Below are 19,304 nucleotides of genomic sequence, written 5' to 3'. Positions count from 1 at the left end.
TAAAGGCGGAAGGGGTTGGAAGGTTGAAATATAGCGTATAAATGAAGGCTTATTGGTGAATTTTAAAATTCCCCCACCTCATGACCATTTAATCTTATCTCCTTATAACCCTACCAGGAGTTGGAAGGCCCGTTTGAAAGTCAAATATAGAGCGTCGAGAGTTAGAGGTTCATATGTGTTGGCTATGAGGTATTTCCATCGTTTTTGCAATTCCGCAATTCTACAAAACTGCAATTCAGCAATTCCGCAATTTCGCAATTCAGCAATTTGGCAATTCCGCATAAATTCATAACTCCCTATATCCACTCATTGATCCGGTTAGAATCGAGCTTGAGGAGAATAAAGAGCAGCATGGTAAATCCGAGGAGTCCCGAACCTCCGTAACTAAAGAAGGGCAGGGGGATTCCGATGGTGGGCAGCAGGCCGATCACCATACCAATGTTGATAGCGAAGTGGAAGAAAAGGATCGCTGCCGCCGCATACCCATACATTCTGCTGAAGGGTGATTTTTGTCTTTCGGAGATGAAGATGATCCGCAGGATGAGTGCTGTGAAAAGTATCACCACAGCTACAGAGCCTATAAAGCCCCATTCTTCTCCCACGGTACTGAAAATATAATCGGTGTGCTGTTCGGGTACGAAATCACCTTTGGTGCGGGTGCCCTCAAGGAACCCTTTTCCGTAGACCCCACCGGACCCTATCGCGGCCTCACTTTGATAGGTGTTATAGCCAATGGTCTTTCTGATCACGTCCAGTTTTGCCGGGTCGTCTTCCAGGCGCAGCCACAGGCTAAAACGGTCGCGGTGACGTTGCTCGAATACATTCTCAAAGATAAAGTTTACCGAATAGGAATAGAGTGCCATAACCATGATCACCGCGGCCAGCTGATAGAGCTTAATGCGCTTTTTCTTGCGGTTCATAAAATAGTACAGGAAGCCCAATAGCGTGCAGATCCCCAGGATCACCCACAGGGGTCCGTAGATCAATGTAAGGGCGAAGAGTACCACGGCCATGAAGCCCAGGTATAGGTAGAGGGGTGAGACCCCTTCCCGGTGTAATACAAAGAACAGGGATGTATATACCAGGGCACTTCCGGGGTCGGGTTGAGGAATGATGAGCAATGCCGGGAACATCATGATCCCTATGGCCTTTACCAGGTCTTTGTTATCGGTGGTAATATTGGTTTGTATGTCACTTAGGAACTTTGCCAGAGCCAGGGCAGTAGCCGCTTTAGCGAACTCCGAGGGTTGCAGGGTCATGCCGCCTATAGCGTACCAGGAGGTAGCACCGTTAACGTTCTTACCAAAGAGAAAGAGTCCCAGCAGAGAAAGCATGGAGACCAGGTAGATCACCCCTGCAAAGCGTTCGTAAAACTTGGCTTCTACAGATACCAGCACTATGGCCAGGACGATACTCACCCCGATAAATATCATTTGCTTACCGTACATAGTACTCATGTCGATCACAGAGGAGGCGGTATCTCCGCTATAGGTAGCTGAATAGATATTGAGCCACCCTATGGCCACCAGGAGGATGTATAGGATTATGCTAAACCAGTCAAGTCTGTTACTCATTCGATCGGGTCGATTTGGGTTTATATGGGCCGTATCCCGGAGGATACATGATCTTTGCACCGTCGTTTATGCTAAAGGGCTTCCCGCTCAGGGGCTTTTCATATTCTTCTTCCAGGCTACCTTCGAGAACATATTTTTCAAGGTGTTTACTCTCTATGGTATCCTTAAGGTATTTTTCGATCATCAATCCGGCTATCCTTCCTGCCCAACGACTTCCCCAATACCCGTTCTCCACAAATACGGCCAGGGCGATCTTAGGGTCGTCAACAGGAGCGAAGGCCACAAATATGGAGTGGTCGGTAAGCTGTACGCGTACACTGTCGATCTTGGTGAAGTTCTCTGCTGTACCTGTTTTTCCGGCGATCTCGATCCCGGGGATCTTGATCCATTTGGCCGTACCCTTGTTGTACACATCGTTCATTCCTTTGATCACGGGTTCAAAATGTTCCGCATCAATGGTGGTGTAATGGGGGGTAAGGTATTTGGATTTATCAATGGTATCGTTCTCGATCTCTTTGATGATGTGAGGTGTGTAGTAATATCCCCTGTTAGCAATAATGGCCGTTAGATTGGCCAGCTGTATCGGGGTGGTAAGCACCTCTCCCTGTCCGATGGCGTTCGACAGGGTGTTGGTAGAAAACCATCTGTTCTCTCCGTAATACCGGTCGTAAAGCTCCGGTGAAGGTACTTTTCCCGGTTTCCCGTTAGGCAGGTCGTAACCCAGGTAATTTCCCAGTCCGAAACTGCGCACGTGTTCCTCCCATTTGGCCAATCCCGTTTTGGCATCGGGATACTTTTCCAGAGTACGTCGGTATACGTTGGCGAAATAGGCGTTGCAAGACTCATAGATCCCACGGTTAAGGTTGTTTCTGCTTCCCGAAACACAATGGCAGCCCATAAAGGAGTTTCTTCCATACCGGTAACCATGGTAACAGGTAAAGGTGGTATTCTCATCGATCACACCTTCCTGAAGGCCTATAAGGGCATTGAGGGTCTTGAAGGGCGATCCGGGAGGGTACTGCGCAATGAGACCTCTGTCGTATAGCGGTTTGGCGATAGAGTCGTAATAGAGCTGGGTATAGTTCCTGGAGCGTTGTCGCCCTACCAAAAGGGCCGGGTCGTAGCTCGGTGCCGAGATCAGTGCGAGGATCTCTCCGGAATCCGGTTCCAGGGCAACGATACCACCGCGTTTGTTTCGCATGAGTTGCTCACCGTATTCCTGTAGTTGCTGGTCTATGGTGAGGTATATGTCCTTACCCTGAACGGGAAGGGTGTCGAAGGTACCGTTCTTGTAGGGCCCGATAACCCGGTTAAAGCGGTCTTTCTGAATGAACTTCACCCCTTTTTGTCCGCGAAGCGCTTCTTCGTATTGTTGCTCTACCCCCTGGCGACCAATAAGCTCACCCGATTGGTAATACGGATTTCTTTTCAGGTCTCTGTCGTTCACCTCACTAATGTACCCCAGGAAGTTGGATCCCACATCGGTCTGATAGTGTCTCAGGGAACGTTTCTGAATGTAGAACCCTTCGTACTTGCGCATTTTTTCCTGTAGTCTGGCGTATTCCAGTTTCGACAGTTGAGGAACAAATACAGAGGGGAGTCTCGGTGAATAGGTGTAGGCCTTTTTAAATTTTCTTTTAAAATCTTCCTTGTTAATGCGAAGGAGTTTGCAGAATTCTGTCGTGTCCAGGGTTTTGACATCCCTGGGGATCACCATGACGTCATAAGACGGCTGGTTGGCCACCAAAAGTTTTCCGTTCCGGTCGTAGATATGGCCCCGTTCCGGATAGTCGTATACGGCTTTGATTGCGGTGTCTTCCAGCGGATTCTGATTGGTGTTATCTATGAGCTGCAGGTACGATAGCCTGCCAATGTAGGTAATGGCAGTAAGAATGATAATGGAGGATAGCAGCAGTTTCTTCATGTTCTTTTTTTACTGAAAAGCGAAACAAAGATCAAACACAACAATAAGGTGAAAATGGTCGAAAAGATCGTTTTTTTAAGCAGAATGACCAGGTGGGCAAAACTAAAGATCTCAAGAGTGAATAGCACCAAATGATGTGTTAAAATTAAAAGGATCAAATAGTTAAAGCGCTGCCCGAAGGTGGTTTTTCCGATCTTGATGGTCTGGTGGTCGAAGCTCAGTCCGAAAGCCCAGCGTAAAATGACCGGCCTGAAGAAGGCGGTGGTAAGGGTAGCTGCAGCGTGTACGCCACCACTGTCGCTAAAGATGTCGATGCAGAGTCCCAGCAGAAAAGCAGTAAAGATGAACGGAATGCGATTTTCCTTGTCGTATGGGTGATACACCAGGTAGAGAATGTATATGAACGGATTGAGGTATCCTAAGAAATCGATGCGATTAAAGAGGGTCACCTGCAGGAAAACAAGTGTGATGAAGAATAGGGCGTTTGAAAGACTACTATTGTTCATTGGTGGTGTTTTCGAGGTTCAGGATCTCTTCGCGGTCGAGATTCTCAATAATATACACGTGATCCAGGGTGGTCATATCGTTAAACAGGGCTACATTAATAATGTAGTAGTTTTCGGAGATGTCGAGGGTAAAGTCGCGAATGGTCCCGATAGGTACTCCTTTTGGGAAAATGCTCGACATACCGCCGGTGATAATGGTGTCGCCTTCTTTGATTGGAGCTGCCCTTAGAATGTCTACGAGCTGTACGACATCGGGAGCGTTTCCGTCCCAACGCAGGGAGCCAAAGTTATTGGTGTTCTTAACGCTCGCATTGATCTCAGAAAGGGTGTTGAGTATCGATTGTACCGTGGCGTAACCGGAAGAGGTGTTCTCGATGATCCCTACCAGTCCCTGGCTGGTGATCACTCCCATGTCCTGACCAACACTGTCTCTCGATCCGCGGTCAACCAGCAGGTAGTTGCGCTCTTTGGAATAAGAGTTCTTGATCACAGTTGCCGGATACACCTTGAAGCGTTCTTGCAGGCTGTCACCTGGCGGAAGCTGAGCTCTCTCTGTGCTTGACGCGGGGGTGTTGAATAGCTTGCTTCGCAGTTCCCTGTTCTCTTTTACCAGTTGTTCGTTGTATTCTTTCAGGTGAAAGTAATCGGATATGGCATCGGTGGTATTGTAAACACCTCCGGTGATCCGGTTGGCCGAATTTACGAACTTGGTATTGTGGTACGAATGTGCGTTAAAAGTAAGCCCAAGGGCAATGAACAGAAGCACCAAATATGTAATAAAGGTTTTGTTCCTTATTAGAAAATTGATGATCTGTTGCATATTTCAGCCTTCTCCTATTTGATGAGTATGGGTTTGTATTTTTCAATGTTCTTCAGAGCGATCCCGGTACCTCTAACCACGGCGCGTAGCGGGTCTTCGGCAATGTAAACCGGAAGGTCTGTTTTTTGAGAAATACGCTTGTCCAGTCCTCTGAGCATAGATCCTCCACCTGCCAGGTAGATCCCGGTGTTGTAGATGTCGGCAGCCAGCTCCGGCGGGGTTTGTGAAAGGGTTTCCATTACAGCATCTTCGATACGGAGGATCGATTTGTCGAGGGCTTTGGCGATCTCCCGGTAAGAGATCTGTACTTGTTTAGGTTTTCCTGTAAGCAGGTCTCTACCCTGAACGCTCATCTCCTCCGGCGGTACCTCCAGGTCTTCGGTGGCCGCACCAATGGCGATCTTGATATTCTCGGCAGTGGTTTCTCCAACATAAAGGTTGTGCTGGGTACGCATGTAATAGATAATGTCGTTGGTGAATACGTCTCCCGCGATCTTTACCGACTTATCACAAACGATCCCTCCCAGGGCGATCACGGCGATCTCAGTGGTACCTCCACCTATATCAACGATCATGTTCCCTTTGGGTTGCATAATATCCAATCCGATACCTATGGCTGCTGCCATAGGCTCGTGGATCAGATATACTTCTTTACCGTTTACGCGTTCGGCCGATTCTTTTACCGCTCGCATCTCCACCTCTGTGATCCCTGAAGGGATACAGATCACCATGCGGAGAGTGGGTTGTAAAAAGCGCTTCTTCAGGGCTGGAATGCCCTTGATGAACATATTGATCATTTTTTCTGAAGCGTCGAAATCGGCAATAACGCCATCCTTAAGCGGACGAACGGTCTTTATATTTTCATGGGTCTTACCCTGCATCATGTTGGCTTCTTTACCAACAGCAATAATTTTTCCGGAAATACGATCGCGGGCAACAATGGAGGGGCTATCCACTACTACCTTATCGTTATGGATGATCAGGGTATTAGCAGTACCCAGATCGATAGCAATCTCTTCGGTTAAGAAATCAAAAAATCCCATGGATGATTCTGGTGTTAATTTGGAAATGTTCTAATCTTCCAAATGTAATAAATTAATGTTTAAAATGGCGGGTTCCCGTAAATACCATTGACATTTGATGAGCGTCGCAATAATCAATGCTCAACTGGTCTTTAATGGACCCTCCGGGTTGGATCACAGAGGTGATACCGGCCTGGTCTGCGATCTCCACACAATCAGGGAAAGGGAAGAAGGCGTCGCTGGCCATAACAGCTCCTTTAAGGTCGAATTCGAACGATCCGGCTTTTTCAATAGATTGTCTAAGGGCATCTACCCGGCTGGTTTGTCCGGTACCACTGGCAAGGAGTTGCTTTCCTTTGGCCAGAACGATGGTATTCGACTTGGTGTGCTTACAGATCTTAGAAGCGAACAGAAGGTCTTCGATCTCTTCGGCTTGCGGCTGCACTTTGGTTACGTGCTTAAGATCTTCCATGGCGTCTGTTTTCAGGTCTTTGTCCTGAACCAGGAATCCGTTCAGGCAGGTTCTTACCGACTGCTCAGGCAGGGTAACGTCTTTCTGTACAAGGATGATCCTGTTCTTCTTGCCTTTGAGGATCTCCAGTGCCTTGGCGTCGTAAGCCGGGGCGATCACCACCTCGCAGAAAAGCTTGTGGATCTCTTCGGCCGTAGCCTCGTCTATGGCCTTGTTGGCAATAAGGATCCCTCCAAAAGCCGACACAGGGTCTCCGGCAAGGGCGTCAACATAAGCCTCTTTGATGGTAGGTCTTGTAGCTACACCACAGGCGTTGTTGTGTTTCAGGATAGCGAAGGTAGGTTCGTCATTGCGGAATTCATTAATGAGGTTTACCGCAGCGTCTACATCGAGAAGGTTGTTGTATGAAAGTTCCTTTCCGTGGAGCTTGTCGAACATGCCTTCCAGGTCGCCGTAGAAATATCCTTTCTGGTGCGGATTCTCTCCGTAGCGAAGCACCTGCCCTTTGTCCTGACTTACCTTAAGAACGGTTTCTTCACCGCTTTGGTTAAAGTAGTTAAAGATGGCGGTATCGTAGTGAGAAGATACATTGAAAGCCTTAGCGGCAAATCGCTTGCGGTCTGCAAGAGCGATGTTACCTTCTCCGGCATTAAGCATCTCCAGCACCTCGCTGTATTGTTCCATAGAGGAAACACAGAGCACATCCTTAAAGTTTTTCGCAGCAGCGCGAATGAGTGAAATACCACCGATGTCGATCTTTTCAATGATGTCCTGTTCTCCGGCACCACTGGCAACGGTCTTTTCAAAAGGGTAAAGGTCTACAATGACGATATCCAGTTGTGGGATCTCGTACTGCTCCATTTCAGCAACATCGCCTTCGTGGTCCTGTCTGTTCAGGATACCTCCGAACACCTTAGGGTGAAGTGTTTTTACACGCCCGCCAAGAATAGAGGGGTAGCTGGTAACATCTTCTACCGCGATCACATCGACTCCAAGGTCGCGAATGAACGCCTCAGTTCCTCCGGTCGAATAAATGGTTACACCCAGTTCGTCAAGTTTTTTAACGATGGGTTCTAGTCCTTCTTTGCTGAAAACGGAAATTAAGGCCGATTTTGCCCTTTTTAAGTCACTCATTTTAACGGTGTTGTTTAAGGTTGCAAAAATAATTTTTTTTATGGATTACTCCACCCGGGGCGGACATAAAAAAATCGCAATTTTTCTAAGGCTATTTTGCCAATTAAAGAATGGTAGCCACCTGTTCGTTAACGTATTCTAAAAACGCCTCGTCTTCCGGGGTGAAAGGATCTGGAGTATGTGAATCGATGTCGATCTGACCAATGTTCTCGCCATTGACAAAAAGCGGGATCACCACCTCGGCCTTTACGTGGATGCTGCAGGCAATGTAGTTGTCCTGTGCCTTTACATCGGGTACGACGAAATTGGCATTGGAAACAGCTACCTGTCCGCAGATACCCTTGCCGAATGGTATGATGGTGTGGTCGGTAGGTTCTCCGGCATAGGCGCGAAGCTTGAGTTCAGGTTTGTCCCCGTTCTTGAAGTAAAAGCCTACCCAGTCGTAGTAGTCTACGTTACTTTGAAGTAGCTCGCAAATGCCGGTGAGTTTGGCGTCGGTGTTGCGATCCTGATCGGTAATGATGCGGTCGATCTCGGGTTTTAGTGTTGTTAAGTTCATAGCGTAAAATTCTTTGCCTGCGAAGTTACTCCATATCTTCTAAAAAACCTTGAGGTATAGGTAGGTTCCGTACCATTAATCAACGACGATCACCGAATTGATATTGCCCCGCGTGTCGTATTCCTGTATCGGATTGGCAGGATCGGTGATCCAGGAGTTGTCGACCACAAATTTATAGTGGTGCTTCCCGCTGGGGAGTTCCAGTTTGATCTCCCAGCCATCCTCGGCCCATTCCAGGTAATCCAGGTCGGACTGCCAGTTATTGAAGCTGCCGGCAACGGCCACTTTTCGGGCATTGCGATGGGTATTGAGAAACAGGCGTACTTCTTTGGTGACCCGCAATACTGAAGTCATTCCAAGGGTTTCGCTCTTGATGAGTTCGTCGTTGGTGGGGTCGGCAATAAAGGTGCCGTCTACAATGAAGCCGTATTGGTGGTATCCCGGTTCCAGGTCAAGGGCGAGCCGCCAACCGTTCTGGGTGTTTTCCATCGGCAGGGCGTGATCGTTCCAGTTGTTAAAACTCCCGGTCAGGATCACCTCTTTTGCGTCTTTGTGCCCTGGTAGCCTGAAAAGTGTATTGCCCATAGGGTTTGGGATAAAGGTGTTCAGTTGAAGGAAATACCGGGGTTCTCCGCTGCTGTGGGTCCCGGCAACGACCTTGTCGCGAAATGAGATGTCGGGTTCTGCCCAGAACTTGCCGTTTACGAGGTACTTGAAGTCCCAGGTGAGCTGGTCTTTAAAAATGCTCAGGGGCTGGGAAAGTACGAAAACGCCACCGCCGATATTGTCCATGGGAATGCCGTCCTTGCTCCAGTTGTTGAAGTTCCCTGAAATGCTCACCTCCTTCACCCGTACACGGTCGGGTGATTTAAATCGGCCGTTGCGAAGACGCTGGTATTGGATGTAGTCGGAAGCCGAAAAAACAAAGATCACCTGGTTGTCTTTGATGTAGTGGCCGAGCTTTTCTTCCTGCGCAAACGCCATGTGGGTGATCAGGATCAGGCAGGTGATCCTTGTGATGAGGGATATGAAGTAATTATGGCTCATGTGGATACATTGTGATGGACAAAATGCATTACATGAATAGGGAGGGTATGGAGGTTTAGAGTTGCGTTAATAAGCTGGTTTGAAGCTCCTTAAAACACGTTGAAAATTTACGAATATTTACAGGATCAGGGAATAAATCCCTGTGAAAATTATACTAAAAACGACAGGGGTTCTAACAGATGTATGTTTATGGATATTACAGCATTGCTTGCTGTGCTATTTGATCATGATCACTGAGTTGAGATTGCCGTCTGCATCGTATTCTTTGATGTCGTTATTGGGGTCTGTGATCCAGGTGCCGTCTACGATGAATTTATAATGGTGTTTGCCTCCCCTGAGGTCAATACATGTCTTCCATTGGTCTCCGTTCTTTTCCATGGGGATAGAAGTGGGGTTCCAGTTGTTAAAGGAGCCGGCCAGGCAGACCGTATTTGCGTTCCCGAAACCGGAAAGACTAAACGAGGTGCTTGCCTTTATGGTGATCACAGAGTTGTTTCCGCCGTATTCATTAAGGGTCTTTTCGGGATTTCCGGGATCGTGTATCCATTCATCGTCTACTACGTATTTATAGGTGTATGTTCCCGGAGCCAGGTTCAGGGTTAGGGTCCATCCTTCCTTAGTTTTCTGCATTTCCAGCGCCTCCGGATGCCACTTGTTAAAGCTCCCTGATAAGATCACCTGTTCGGCATCATGGTAGCCTTCAAGGAAGAAGGTGGTGTTTCCGTTTGGGTCGGGGGCAATAGTATGCAGGTTGAGGTTGTAAACGCTTCTCCAGAAATTACTCTGTTCACTGGCGGTTATGTTCTCAAAAGAGGTGTCGGGTTCTGCCCAAAAGCTACTGTTCACAAGGTATTTGAACTGCCAGTCAACGCGTCCGCTGAGTTGGCTGAGCGCTTTTGCGAGCCTGAACCTGGATTCAGAGATCCGTGTCATCTTCCATCCCTCCCTCGACCAGTCGTTAAACTCTCCGGCCAGGTAAACGTCGTCGACCTCCAGGTCGTCGGGGCTCGTTCTTTGGCCATTGGTCTCATTGGTGTAGCGCTCGTAATCGTTGAGGTCGAAGGTGAAGATCACCGAGTCGCCCACGATCTCATACCCCTTTTGCTGGGCCAGGCCGGCAAAGGTGCTCAGGATACATGTGAATATGAACAGGGTAAGGCTTCTCATGGTCGTTTTGCGCTAAGTGGTAGTTTTACAAATGTAATGGCTTTCTTTTTATAGTTGATCAATAATCGTTTCATTGCGATGAAGTCATAGCCTAACACGCCATCTACCCGGGTGCCGTAGGCTTCGGTCATATCACTGAGGTCTGCCAGGATGGTGCGCATGACCCCTATGGGTTGCTCGTTATTTAGTTGCAGGCCGTATAGCTTTCCGGCGATCATTTCCGATCGTTTTTGCCCCATGCCTCTGATCTTGATCTTTTTGATCCCTCTGAAGCGCTCCAGTACCTCCTCTGGTGCTTTAGTGTCCAGAAAATTGATCTCGGCACCGGTGTCCAATGCCATGTCAAGTGTGGCGTTGTTGACGGTGGTGTTCAGGATAATACTGTGTCCGCGTATTTCGAAGGGGGTCTCAGATACAGGGGTGTCCAGGAACAGGTGCTCGTCTATGCGGTTGCCTTTTCGGTCTGTGCGAAACAAGGTGATCTGGTTGAGGTAAAAGTCGACGTAGATCTCGAAGTCGTATAGCACATCATGACCAATAATGCCCAGAATCCTTTCCTTCTTGTTCTTTTCGATATGCGACAGGTCTATGCGGTCTGCAATGCGATTGGGGATCTTAAAAGTTGAAAAGGAAAAGTTTTGTATGCGCTGGGCCATGATCTGGTCCATGCTGCCATTTACGCTGTAGCCCACGCCGCTGGCTAGTTGTGCAGGTTGTTTTTTAAAGTGTTTTTTGTTGATCACCAGGTGTTTTGAGCCGGTGTCGATTATAAGATGCCCTTGTTTTCCGTTAATGCTTCCCTGAACCAGAATGAGGTGGTCGGCCATATGGAAAGGGATACGTACGGTATTTTCTGACAGTACCTCGGCTTCGGGGAAATTGATCATCGCAGGCCAGGCCTCTGCGGGGAAAACTTTAGTTCCGAAGAGGAGAAGGAAGCAGCAGATATGAATGAATTTCAGGCTCAAGTTGTTGTTGGTATCTGTATAATAGACGCCTTAGAAGCCCTTTTGTTACGGGGTAAAAAAAGAGCCGCGATCTGCGGCTCTTTTATACTATGTGGGTGATGGTTTATTACATCATCCCCGGCATACCTCCGCCGCCCATTGGAGGCATAGCAGGGGTGTCTTCCTTGATATCTACCAGGGAGCACTCGGTGGTCAAGATCATTCCTGAAACCGAAGCAGCGTTCTCCAGAGCGATACGGGTTACTTTTGTTGGGTCGATAATACCGGCTGCAAGCATGTTCACATACTCGTCGGTTTTGGCGTTATATCCAAAGTCACCTTCTCCTTCGTATACCTTCGCAACTACTACAGAACCTTCATTTCCTGAGTTTTCTACGATAGTTCTCAGCGGAGATTCGATGGCGCGGGCAACGATCTGAACTCCGGTGGCTTCGTCTGCATTCTCAGGGGTTACACCGTCTAAGGCCTTTTTGGCTCTGATCAGGGCAACACCACCTCCTGCAACGATACCTTCTTCGACAGCAGCTCTGGTAGCGTGAAGGGCATCGTCTACGCGGTCTTTCTTTTCTTTCATTTCTACTTCAGACGCTGCACCTACATAAAGTACTGCTACACCTCCGGCCAGTTTGGCAAGGCGCTCCTGAAGTTTCTCGCGATCGTAGTCTGAAGTGGTCGACTCGATCTGAGCTTTGATCTGGTTAACGCGAGCCTGGATGTTATCGGCATCTCCGTTTCCGTTTACAATGGTCGTATTGTCCTTGTCGATCGTGATGGTCTCTGCAGTACCCAGCATATCGAGAGAAGCGTTCTCCAGGGAGAATCCTCTTTCTTCAGAGATCACGGTACCTCCGGTAAGGATGGCGATATCTTCAAGCATGGCTTTTCTGCGGTCTCCGAATCCTGGAGCTTTAACTGCAGCGATCTTCAGTCCTCCGCGAAGCTTGTTCACTACCAGGGTAGCAAGCGCTTGACCATCTACATCTTCAGCGATGATCAATAGCGGACGGCCGGATTGCGCTACAGGCTCGAGTACAGGAAGAATTTCCTGAAGGTTAGAGATCTTCTTGTCAAAAAGAAGAATGTACGGATTGTCAAAAGAGGTGATCATTTTCTCCGAATCGGTAACGAAGTATGGAGAAAGGTATCCGCGGTCAAACTGCATTCCTTCAACAACGTCTACATAAGTATCAGTTCCTTTAGCTTCTTCTACGGTAATAACCCCTTCTTTACCTACTTTTTCGAAAGCCTGGGCGATCAGGTCACCAATGGTCTCATCGTTGTTGGCAGAGATGGCAGCTACCTGCTTGATCTTTTCAGATGAATCTCCAACAGCAGCAGCTTGTTTGGTGAGGTCGGCAACAATGGCCTCAACTGCCTTGTCGATACCTCTTTTCAGGTCCATTGGATTGGCCCCGGCAGCTACGTTCTTGAGTCCTTCCTTAACGATGGCCTGGGCAAGAACAGTTGCGGTAGTGGTTCCATCACCTGCTAGGTCGTTGGTTTTAGAGGCAACCTCCTTAACCATTTGTGCCCCCATGTTCTCCAGTGCGTCTTCGAGTTCGATCTCTTTAGCTACAGATACTCCGTCTTTAGTAACATGTGGAGCTCCGAATGATTTGCTAATGATCACGTTTCTTCCCTTTGGTCCCAGGGTAACTTTTACAGCGTTAGCCAGAGCGTCTACACCTTTTTTAAGGCCGTCGCGGGCTTCGATGTCGAATTTTATGTCTTTTGCCATTTTTTTTGAGTTTTGTTTTGTGTTGTGGTTTCAGTGAAACACTTGGTTTTTTGGTAGGTTCTGCGTTACACGATAGCAAGGATGTCGCTCTCGCGCATCATCAGGTAGTCGTTACCTTCAAGCTTGAGCTCCGTGCCTGAATATTTTCCGTAAAGCACGGTATCTCCAACTTTCACAGTCATTTTTTCATCCTTGGTTCCGGGGCCAACTGCCACCACTACGCCTTTTTGAGGTTTTTCTTTTGCGGTGTCAGGAATAATAATACCCGAAGCAGTTTTGGTCTCTGCTTCCAGAGGTTCTACCAGAACCCTGTCTGCCAGTGGTTGAATGTTTACTTTAGACATATGCTTTATTTTAGTTAATGAATGCATTTGTGATTTACACCCTCCATTCAGGCAGAAATTATGCCAAGCGCGAAGGGCTGACAAAATGCAAAAAAAAATGCCAGCTTTATGACAAGCTGGCATTTTTTAGATGTAATGTGTTTTTTTATTCGCCTCCTGTAGTGTCTTCACCTGTTGTGGTGGCAGGTGTTTCAGTAGGGATGGCTTCAGGTACGGTGTTCTCGATCTCCGTGTTCTCAAGAAGCTTCGAGTCAGCTTCAGCACCATTGTCAGAAACCAGGGTGATATTAGACAGCAGGATCAGGGCAACAAGAATAGTTGCCAGGGTCCAGGTACTCTTATCCAGAAAGTCTCCTGTTTTCTTTACTCCTCCTACAACCTGGGTTCCTCCGCCGAAAGAAGAAGAAAGTCCGCCTCCTTTAGGGTTTTGAACCATGATCACAATTACCAACAAAAAGGCTACCAGGATAATCAGTGCCATGAAAATATAAAATGTACTCATAGTGTTATTTATTACTGTCTTTTAAATTCTTGATCGCTTTTATTTGGTCTGCAAATAAACCACTTTTTTCCGGATATTTCAAACTTAAAATTTTATAAGCCTGAATCGCTTTTGTGTATTTCTTCTGTTCCAGGTAAACCCTTGCCAGCGTTTCGGTCATAAGCTGATGCGGAGGTGCTGAATTATCTTTCAAAGGGAGTACTGGAGTCGATTCTTTGCTTACCGGAGCGATCTTCGGATTGCTCTCGATAAACTTATCGATCAGCCTGAGTTTTTTTTTGAGGCCGCCCGAAGAGGCTGGTTTCTTTTTTTCGGGTTCTGCCTTGGGTTCCGGTGTTGTCGCCTCCCTGGAATCAGGGTTTTCCTGAGTCTCTTCTTTTGGTGCTTCCGGTTGCTGGTTCGCTTCTTCTCTATTAATAGGTTTTAGTTTTCCGGAGAGCTGTAGCCATTCGCTGAAGGAATGGGTTTCTGAACGGTCGAATTCGAGCGGACTTCCCAATTGGAGGGATGGTTCGACTTGTTTGTCCTCCGCTTCAGGTGTTGTTTGCTGACCTGCTTCAGTAGTTTCTTGTGTTTCTTCCTGAGGTGGTTCTGTAACCGACGCAGCTTCTTGTTGCTCTTCTGGTGTTACGGGCATAGCTGCTACCTCAGAAGCCTTTTCATGGGCGGGTTCCTGGATGTTTTTCACCTCCGATTCCTTTGGACTGAACAATTCAGGGTCCATGACCGCTTCGGCGTCTACCTCGTTAAAGTCAAAGGTTGTTTTGCTGTCTTTTACGATCACTTCTTCGAGATCCTCCACCTCGAGTTCGGTGATGTCCATGCCGGGCGCCATTTGAGTGATCCTGTTGGCTACCTTGTCCTGAATAAAGGTTTTAGAAGTGATGAATTCGAAAAGAATGGAACGGTCCCTGGTGTGTGCCGCCACTTCTTTAAGGGCGTTATTGTACTTAAAGCTTTTTTCTTCTTTGAAGGCCTTTAGTTGCAGGGCTCTGGCAGGCTGGAAATACGGGAATTCCTCGATCACCTTTTGCAGATCCTGTGCGTGTTCGGCAGTAACCTTTGACGGTTTGTGTAATAAGAATGAAAAGCTGGAAATATTCATAAGTTACCAGTTAGCCAATGATGCGTTAAAAATGTCTTGAGTGATCCGTTCAAAGATCTCCTCGTGGGCCGTATCCCGGATAGCCGGTAACTGGGTGCTTGCAGGGAAGTCGTAGAAGAATGAGAAATTGCGCTCAAAATCTTCTTCGGGGGTGTCGGTATTCGTAAACCGTACCCTTACTGCAATAGTTAGCCGGTTTTGGGCTGCCCTTTGGTCGGCTGTGGCCGACATGGGGGAAACGCGATATTCGGTGATCTCTCCCTCGTATACCAGGTCGCCGTTAGCAGTTACCAGCTGCAGGTTGGTCTGGTCCAGGATCAGGTCCTGCAGAGTTCTGGTGAACAGGATGTCCAGCTGGGGCTCAACAATGGGAGCAACATTCTGAAAGAAGTTCACCTGGTAGGTTTCGGCTGTGGTATTCACCCCGGTAAAGGAGTACGGGCCGCAACCACTGAGGATCACGCTGACTATAAATAAACAAAAAATTCTTTTCATCGGGGTTGTGATAAGATGTAAATGAACGAAAAAAAAATTACAAATCGTACTGTTTGATCTTGCGGTATAAGGTACGTTCTGATATGCCTAGCTCCTGGGCTGCTGCCTTGCGTTTGCCTTTGTTGCGTTCCAGGGCCTTTTTAATAAGCTCCAGCTCTTTGTCCTGTAGCGATAAGGTCTCTTCTTCTTCGATCTCTTCCGCAAAATGGTATTTGTCTTCAGTATCTGCAGGAATGCTTTCTGCTGCCTGTGATTGGGGTTCGTCCAGCTCCAGGATGGCCAGGGCATTGGTCTCTTCTTCCGGGTATTCGGTGATCTCTTCTCCGCCGTAGATCTTTTTGATCAGGGTCTCATTGTCGCGTTGTACCTTCTCCTTATTGCCTTCCTTCATGAGCTCCATGGTGAGCTTTTTCAGGTCGTTCAGGTCGCTTTTCATGTCGAAGAGCACCTTGTAGAGGATCTCCCTTTCGCTGCTGAAATCGCTTTCCTTCTGCTCTTTATTGATCACCGCCGGCAGGTTGCTACTGCCTGCATTGGGCAGATATCCTCCCAGGGTGCTGCTGTTGATGCTACGATTTTGTTCGAGTACCGAGATCTGTTCGGCCACGTTTCGAAGCTGACGAATATTCCCCGGCCAGCGGTAGGCGTTGAGCATATTCACAGCAGCATCATCCAGGCGTATGGTCGGCATTTTGTATTTCTGGGCAAAGTCGGCAGCAAATTTTCTGAAGAGCAGGTGGATGTCGTCCTTACGGTCCCTGAGGGGAGGAAGGGTGATCTCTACCGTACTGAGACGGTAGTAAAGGTCTTCCCTGAACTTCTCTTTTTTGATCGCTTCGAACATGTTGATGTTCGTGGCCGCCACGATACGCACATTGGTTTGCTGAACTTTTGACGATCCTACTTTCAGGAATTCACCATTTTCAAGCACCCTGAGTAATCGCACCTGGGTGGTAAGGGGGAGTTCGCCCACCTCGTCGAGGAAAATGGTGCCGCCGTCGGCCTCTTCAAAATATCCGCTACGGGTTTGTGTGGCTCCGGTGAAAGCGCCTTTTTCGTGACCAAAAAGCTCAGAGTCGATCGTTCCTTCCGGAATAGCCCCGCAGTTCACGGCAATGAATTTTCCGTGCTTGCGGTGGGAGAGGGCGTGGATGATCTTGGGGATCGATTCCTTACCCACTCCGCTTTCTCCGGTAACCAGTACCGAGATGTCGGTGGGGGCTACCTGGATGGCTTTCTCTATGGCGCGGTTGAGCTTGATATCGTTCCCGATGATGCCAAATCGCTGCTTGATGGCCTGGACAGATTCCATGTGTTGGTATGGTGTTTAGTTGTTGTCGCTGTATCCTACAGCCTCCCCGATGAGGGTAGCCGAGGTGCATTCGTCGATCCTTACATTTACGAATTCACCCACTTTGTAGTTTTCCTTAGGGAATACCACCACGGTGTTTTGGGTGTTTCGGCCCATCCAGTGGGCGTCTGATTTTTTCGACGGACCTTCAATGAGCACCTCTTCAACCTTACCTATGTGTTGTTGGGTGCGGTAGAGGCTATGCTTTTGCTGCATATTGATGATCTCTGTAAGGCGACGTTTCTTGACATCTTCCGGTACATCGTCGTCCATCTTTCTTGCGGCCATGGTGCCCGGGCGCTCCGAATAGGCGAACATGAATCCGAAATCGTATTTCACATACTCCATGAGTGATAGGGTGTCCTGGTGATCTTCTTCGGTTTCGGTAGGGAAACCGGCGATCATATCCTGGGAGATGGCACAGTCCGGGATGATCCTTTTGATGTTATCGATAAGCTCGAAATACTCCTGGCGGGTGTGAAGCCTGTTCATGGCTTTTAAGATACGGTCGCTACCGCTCTGCACCGGCAGGTGGATGTACTTGCAAATATTGTCGTGCTTGGCCATGGCTTCGATCACATCGAGGGTCATGTCCTGCGGATTCGAAGTAGAGAAGCGGAAGCGCATTTTAGGTTGCGCCGTTGCGGCCATATCCAGCAGTCCTGCAAAGTTCACAGCCGTGGCTTTTTGCATGTCGCTGGCTTTGTCGAAGTCCTTTTTGAGTCCGCCCCCATACCAGAGGTAGCTGTCGACGTTCTGCCCGAGAAGGGTCACTTCTCTGAAGCCGCGCTCCCAAAGGTCGTTGATCTCCTCGATGATACTCTGCGGGTCGCGACTACGCTCACGGCCACGGGTAAATGGTACGACGCAGAAGGTGCACATATTATCGCACCCGCGGGTGATCGATACAAAGGCGCTTACCCCGTTGCTGTTGAGGCGAACGGGAGCAACGTCACCATAGGTTTCTTCCTTGGAAAGGATCACGTTCACCGCATCGCGGCCTTCATCGACCTCGGCAACGAGGTTGGGAAGGTCCTTATAGGCGTCTGGTCCCACGACCATATCTACGATCTTTTCTTCTTCGAGGAATTTACTCTTCAGGCGCTCGGCCATGCAGCCGAGTACCCCAACCTTCATTTTAGGATTGATCCTTTTAACGGCGTTGAAGTGTTCGAGGCGCTTGCGCACGGTTTGTTCGGCCTTCTCTCGAATGGAGCAGGTATTCACCAGTACCAGGTCGGCCTCCTCCATTTGTTGGGTGGTGTTAAATCCTTCCTTAGCAAGGATGGAGGCTACGATCTCGCTATCAGAGAAATTCATCTGACATCCGTAGCTCTCTATGTATAACTTTCGTTGATTGTCTTTGTTCTGGTTGAGAACGAGGGAATCTCCCTGCTTGTTCTCGTCTATGATCTTCTCCATAACCCCTTAAGTTCAATTAGGGTGCAAAGATAAAATTAATTTGGATGTAGTGACAAATTGGCAGGGGTTTTTAGGTAGGTAGGCCCTCCTTCGCAAAAGCTTTGGAGGGTAAATGGGTAGGTAGGTAAATGGGTGGGTAAAGCCGTCACCTCGAGTGATTGCGCAGCAATCGTATCGAGAGGGGATGTGTGGGTAAACGGGTAGATAGGAGATTGCAGTTGTTCGAACCTTGGCTTCGTTTCTTGTTCTTATTCCTACATCCCTCATCCCTCATCTCACATCCCTCTATTCCTCATTCCCCATTCCCCATTCCCCATTCCCCAATATTCCCTACATTTATAAGAACTAAAACCAACCAAAAATGACTTACGATCAGCTTATTGACAAAATTGCGTCTGCTCCCGTGCCGGAGCCCGGAGATGTGCTTACCAATGCTTTCGAACTTTTTAAAAAGGCCTGGCTGCAGGGGCTTGTTTATATCTTACTGACTTTTATACTTGTTCTTCCTTTAGTCCTTATTATATATATGCCTGTTGTGGGCCTTGCCGTCTTGGGTGAAGCTCAGGGATATGATATGGGGGCTCAGCTGGACGGTATGAGCTGGGTGGCGATGCTGCCTTTCGCGGGATTGATTGCGGTGGGGGTATTGCTGGTGCATTCGTTGGTCATGGCATTGCAAGCCGGTCTTTACCGCTCATTTAATGCAGTGGAGCATGGAGATGTGTTTCGTGTTGGGATGCTTTTTGATTTTCTGAAATGGCGGTATATCAGAAAGACCTTTGTGCTTGCTTTGTTTTCGATCCTTATTGCGCTACTGTGTCTGGCGCTATGTGTTTTACCTATTCTTTATGTGTGGGTGCCCTTGTATTTCGTAGCGGTGATCTTTGCATTTAACCCGGATTTGCGTCCTTCGGAAATTATTCAGGCTGCATTTAAATTAGGAAATAAGACGTGGTTTGTTAGTTTTGTCCTTATTATTCTGGCGCACGTGTTATCACAAATGGTGAGTTTCTTTACATGCGGTGTCGGTGTTTTATTCACAAGTGCCTTTGTGTATATGACAGTATACCATATATATAAAGGTGTGATAAATGACGATTTGGAGGCTGTTGAGCCGGATGAGATCCCGTCATAAAAAGTTTATTTTTTTCGGG

At 48.0% G+C, this 19,304-nt stretch carries 18 protein-coding genes; 1 reads left to right on the top strand and 17 read right to left on the bottom strand.

Annotated elements, in window-relative coordinates:
- Positions 1-296: 296 nt before the first annotated feature.
- The 17 genes from rodA to miaB all read right to left on the bottom strand — a co-directional run bounded on the left by rodA (position 297) and on the right by miaB (position 18,150).
- Positions 297-1,574 carry a rod shape-determining protein RodA gene (gene rodA / locus IS446_RS09300; protein ID WP_203060083.1) on the bottom strand — a complete coding sequence of 426 codons (1,278 nt, stop codon included), beginning with the start codon at positions 1,572-1,574 and terminating at the stop codon, positions 297-299.
- A complete protein-coding gene (mrdA, locus tag IS446_RS09295; protein ID WP_203060081.1) occupies positions 1,567-3,498 on the bottom strand; it encodes a penicillin-binding protein 2 in 1,932 nt (643 codons plus the stop codon). The genes rodA and mrdA overlap by 8 nt, the downstream gene beginning before the upstream one ends.
- On the bottom strand, positions 3,495-4,004 hold the full coding sequence (gene mreD / locus IS446_RS09290) for a rod shape-determining protein MreD (protein WP_203060080.1): 510 nt from the start codon (positions 4,002-4,004) through the stop codon (positions 3,495-3,497). Before mreD ends, mrdA begins: the two co-directional genes overlap by 4 nt.
- Complete coding sequence (mreC, locus tag IS446_RS09285) at positions 3,994-4,770, bottom strand: rod shape-determining protein MreC (protein WP_317192193.1); 777 nt, start codon at positions 4,768-4,770, stop codon at positions 3,994-3,996. The genes mreD and mreC overlap by 11 nt, the downstream gene beginning before the upstream one ends.
- 68 nt (positions 4,771-4,838) lie before the next feature.
- Positions 4,839-5,867, bottom strand: coding sequence for a rod shape-determining protein (locus IS446_RS09280; RefSeq protein ID WP_203060076.1), 1,029 nt, complete (start codon positions 5,865-5,867; stop codon positions 4,839-4,841).
- A gap of 52 nt (positions 5,868-5,919) precedes the next feature.
- Positions 5,920-7,452: a bifunctional phosphoribosylaminoimidazolecarboxamide formyltransferase/IMP cyclohydrolase gene (purH, locus tag IS446_RS09275; RefSeq protein ID WP_203060075.1), complete on the bottom strand. Its 1,533-nt coding sequence runs from the start codon at positions 7,450-7,452 to the stop codon at positions 5,920-5,922.
- 103 nt (positions 7,453-7,555) lie between these two features.
- Complete coding sequence (locus IS446_RS09270; protein WP_203060073.1) at positions 7,556-8,011, bottom strand: GAF domain-containing protein; 456 nt, start codon at positions 8,009-8,011, stop codon at positions 7,556-7,558.
- Between the two features lie 75 nt (positions 8,012-8,086).
- Positions 8,087-9,058, bottom strand: coding sequence for a hypothetical protein (locus IS446_RS09265; protein ID WP_203060072.1), 972 nt, complete (start codon positions 9,056-9,058; stop codon positions 8,087-8,089).
- A gap of 216 nt (positions 9,059-9,274) precedes the next feature.
- The gene (locus tag IS446_RS09260; RefSeq protein WP_203060070.1) at positions 9,275-10,225 is read right to left on the bottom strand and encodes a hypothetical protein; all 951 of its coding nucleotides are present in this window, start codon (positions 10,223-10,225) and stop codon (positions 9,275-9,277) included.
- A complete protein-coding gene (locus tag IS446_RS09255) occupies positions 10,222-11,193 on the bottom strand; it encodes a pepsin/retropepsin-like aspartic protease family protein (protein WP_203060068.1) in 972 nt (323 codons plus the stop codon). The genes IS446_RS09260 and IS446_RS09255 overlap by 4 nt, the downstream gene beginning before the upstream one ends.
- A 106-nt stretch (positions 11,194-11,299) precedes the next feature.
- Complete coding sequence (groL, locus tag IS446_RS09250) at positions 11,300-12,931, bottom strand: chaperonin GroEL (RefSeq protein ID WP_203060066.1); 1,632 nt, start codon at positions 12,929-12,931, stop codon at positions 11,300-11,302.
- Between the two features lie 65 nt (positions 12,932-12,996).
- Positions 12,997-13,275: a co-chaperone GroES gene (locus IS446_RS09245; RefSeq protein ID WP_203060065.1), complete on the bottom strand. Its 279-nt coding sequence runs from the start codon at positions 13,273-13,275 to the stop codon at positions 12,997-12,999.
- Positions 13,276-13,420: 145 nt separating this feature from the next.
- The gene (gene secG / locus IS446_RS09240; RefSeq protein ID WP_203060063.1) at positions 13,421-13,777 is read right to left on the bottom strand and encodes a preprotein translocase subunit SecG; all 357 of its coding nucleotides are present in this window, start codon (positions 13,775-13,777) and stop codon (positions 13,421-13,423) included.
- A 4-nt stretch (positions 13,778-13,781) separates the two neighbouring features.
- Complete coding sequence (locus IS446_RS09235; RefSeq protein WP_203060062.1) at positions 13,782-14,882, bottom strand: prolipoprotein diacylglyceryl transferase; 1,101 nt, start codon at positions 14,880-14,882, stop codon at positions 13,782-13,784.
- A 3-nt stretch (positions 14,883-14,885) separates the two neighbouring features.
- Positions 14,886-15,377, bottom strand: a complete 492-nt coding sequence (gene lptE, locus IS446_RS09230) for an LPS assembly lipoprotein LptE (RefSeq protein ID WP_203060060.1) — start codon at positions 15,375-15,377, stop codon at positions 14,886-14,888.
- A gap of 37 nt (positions 15,378-15,414) precedes the next feature.
- Positions 15,415-16,689, bottom strand: a complete 1,275-nt coding sequence (locus IS446_RS09225; protein ID WP_203060059.1) for a sigma-54 interaction domain-containing protein — start codon at positions 16,687-16,689, stop codon at positions 15,415-15,417.
- A 15-nt stretch (positions 16,690-16,704) separates the two neighbouring features.
- Positions 16,705-18,150, bottom strand: a complete 1,446-nt coding sequence (gene miaB / locus IS446_RS09220) for a tRNA (N6-isopentenyl adenosine(37)-C2)-methylthiotransferase MiaB (protein ID WP_203060057.1) — start codon at positions 18,148-18,150, stop codon at positions 16,705-16,707.
- A 361-nt stretch (positions 18,151-18,511) separates the two neighbouring features.
- Between miaB and IS446_RS09215 the strand changes: the two genes are divergently transcribed.
- Positions 18,512-19,285, top strand: coding sequence for a hypothetical protein (locus IS446_RS09215; protein WP_203060056.1), 774 nt, complete (start codon positions 18,512-18,514; stop codon positions 19,283-19,285).
- The last annotated feature ends 19 nt before the right edge of the window (positions 19,286-19,304 follow it).

Source organism: Robertkochia sediminum (genome assembly GCF_016786255.1).
Lineage (GTDB): Bacteria > Bacteroidota > Bacteroidia > Flavobacteriales > Flavobacteriaceae > Robertkochia > Robertkochia sediminum.
The sequence above is the reverse complement of the archived record's forward strand: the minus strand, read 5'-3'. Positions and strand labels throughout refer to the sequence as shown.

Bases quoted from the DNA above. Each gene is read 5' to 3' on its own strand.
- rodA (WP_203060083.1), bottom strand. From the start codon at position 1,574: ATGAGTAACAGACTTGACTGGTTTAGCATAATCCTATACATCCTCCTG.
- mrdA (WP_203060081.1), bottom strand. From the start codon at position 3,498: ATGAAGAAACTGCTGCTATCCTCCATTATCATTCTTACTGCCATTACC.
- mreD (WP_203060080.1), bottom strand. From the start codon at position 4,004: ATGAACAATAGTAGTCTTTCAAACGCCCTATTCTTCATCACACTTGTT.
- IS446_RS09280 (WP_203060076.1), bottom strand. From the start codon at position 5,867: ATGGGATTTTTTGATTTCTTAACCGAAGAGATTGCTATCGATCTGGGT.
- purH (WP_203060075.1), bottom strand. From the start codon at position 7,452: ATGAGTGACTTAAAAAGGGCAAAATCGGCCTTAATTTCCGTTTTCAGC.
- IS446_RS09270 (WP_203060073.1), bottom strand. From the start codon at position 8,011: ATGAACTTAACAACACTAAAACCCGAGATCGACCGCATCATTACCGAT.
- IS446_RS09265 (WP_203060072.1), bottom strand. From the start codon at position 9,058: ATGAGCCATAATTACTTCATATCCCTCATCACAAGGATCACCTGCCTG.
- IS446_RS09260 (WP_203060070.1), bottom strand. From the start codon at position 10,225: ATGAGAAGCCTTACCCTGTTCATATTCACATGTATCCTGAGCACCTTT.
- groL (WP_203060066.1), bottom strand. From the start codon at position 12,931: ATGGCAAAAGACATAAAATTCGACATCGAAGCCCGCGACGGCCTTAAA.
- IS446_RS09245 (WP_203060065.1), bottom strand. From the start codon at position 13,275: ATGTCTAAAGTAAACATTCAACCACTGGCAGACAGGGTTCTGGTAGAA.
- secG (WP_203060063.1), bottom strand. From the start codon at position 13,777: ATGAGTACATTTTATATTTTCATGGCACTGATTATCCTGGTAGCCTTT.
- IS446_RS09235 (WP_203060062.1), bottom strand. From the start codon at position 14,882: ATGAATATTTCCAGCTTTTCATTCTTATTACACAAACCGTCAAAGGTT.
- lptE (WP_203060060.1), bottom strand. From the start codon at position 15,377: ATGAAAAGAATTTTTTGTTTATTTATAGTCAGCGTGATCCTCAGTGGT.
- IS446_RS09225 (WP_203060059.1), bottom strand. From the start codon at position 16,689: ATGGAATCTGTCCAGGCCATCAAGCAGCGATTTGGCATCATCGGGAAC.
- miaB (WP_203060057.1), bottom strand. From the start codon at position 18,150: ATGGAGAAGATCATAGACGAGAACAAGCAGGGAGATTCCCTCGTTCTC.
- IS446_RS09215 (WP_203060056.1), top strand. From the start codon at position 18,512: ATGACTTACGATCAGCTTATTGACAAAATTGCGTCTGCTCCCGTGCCG.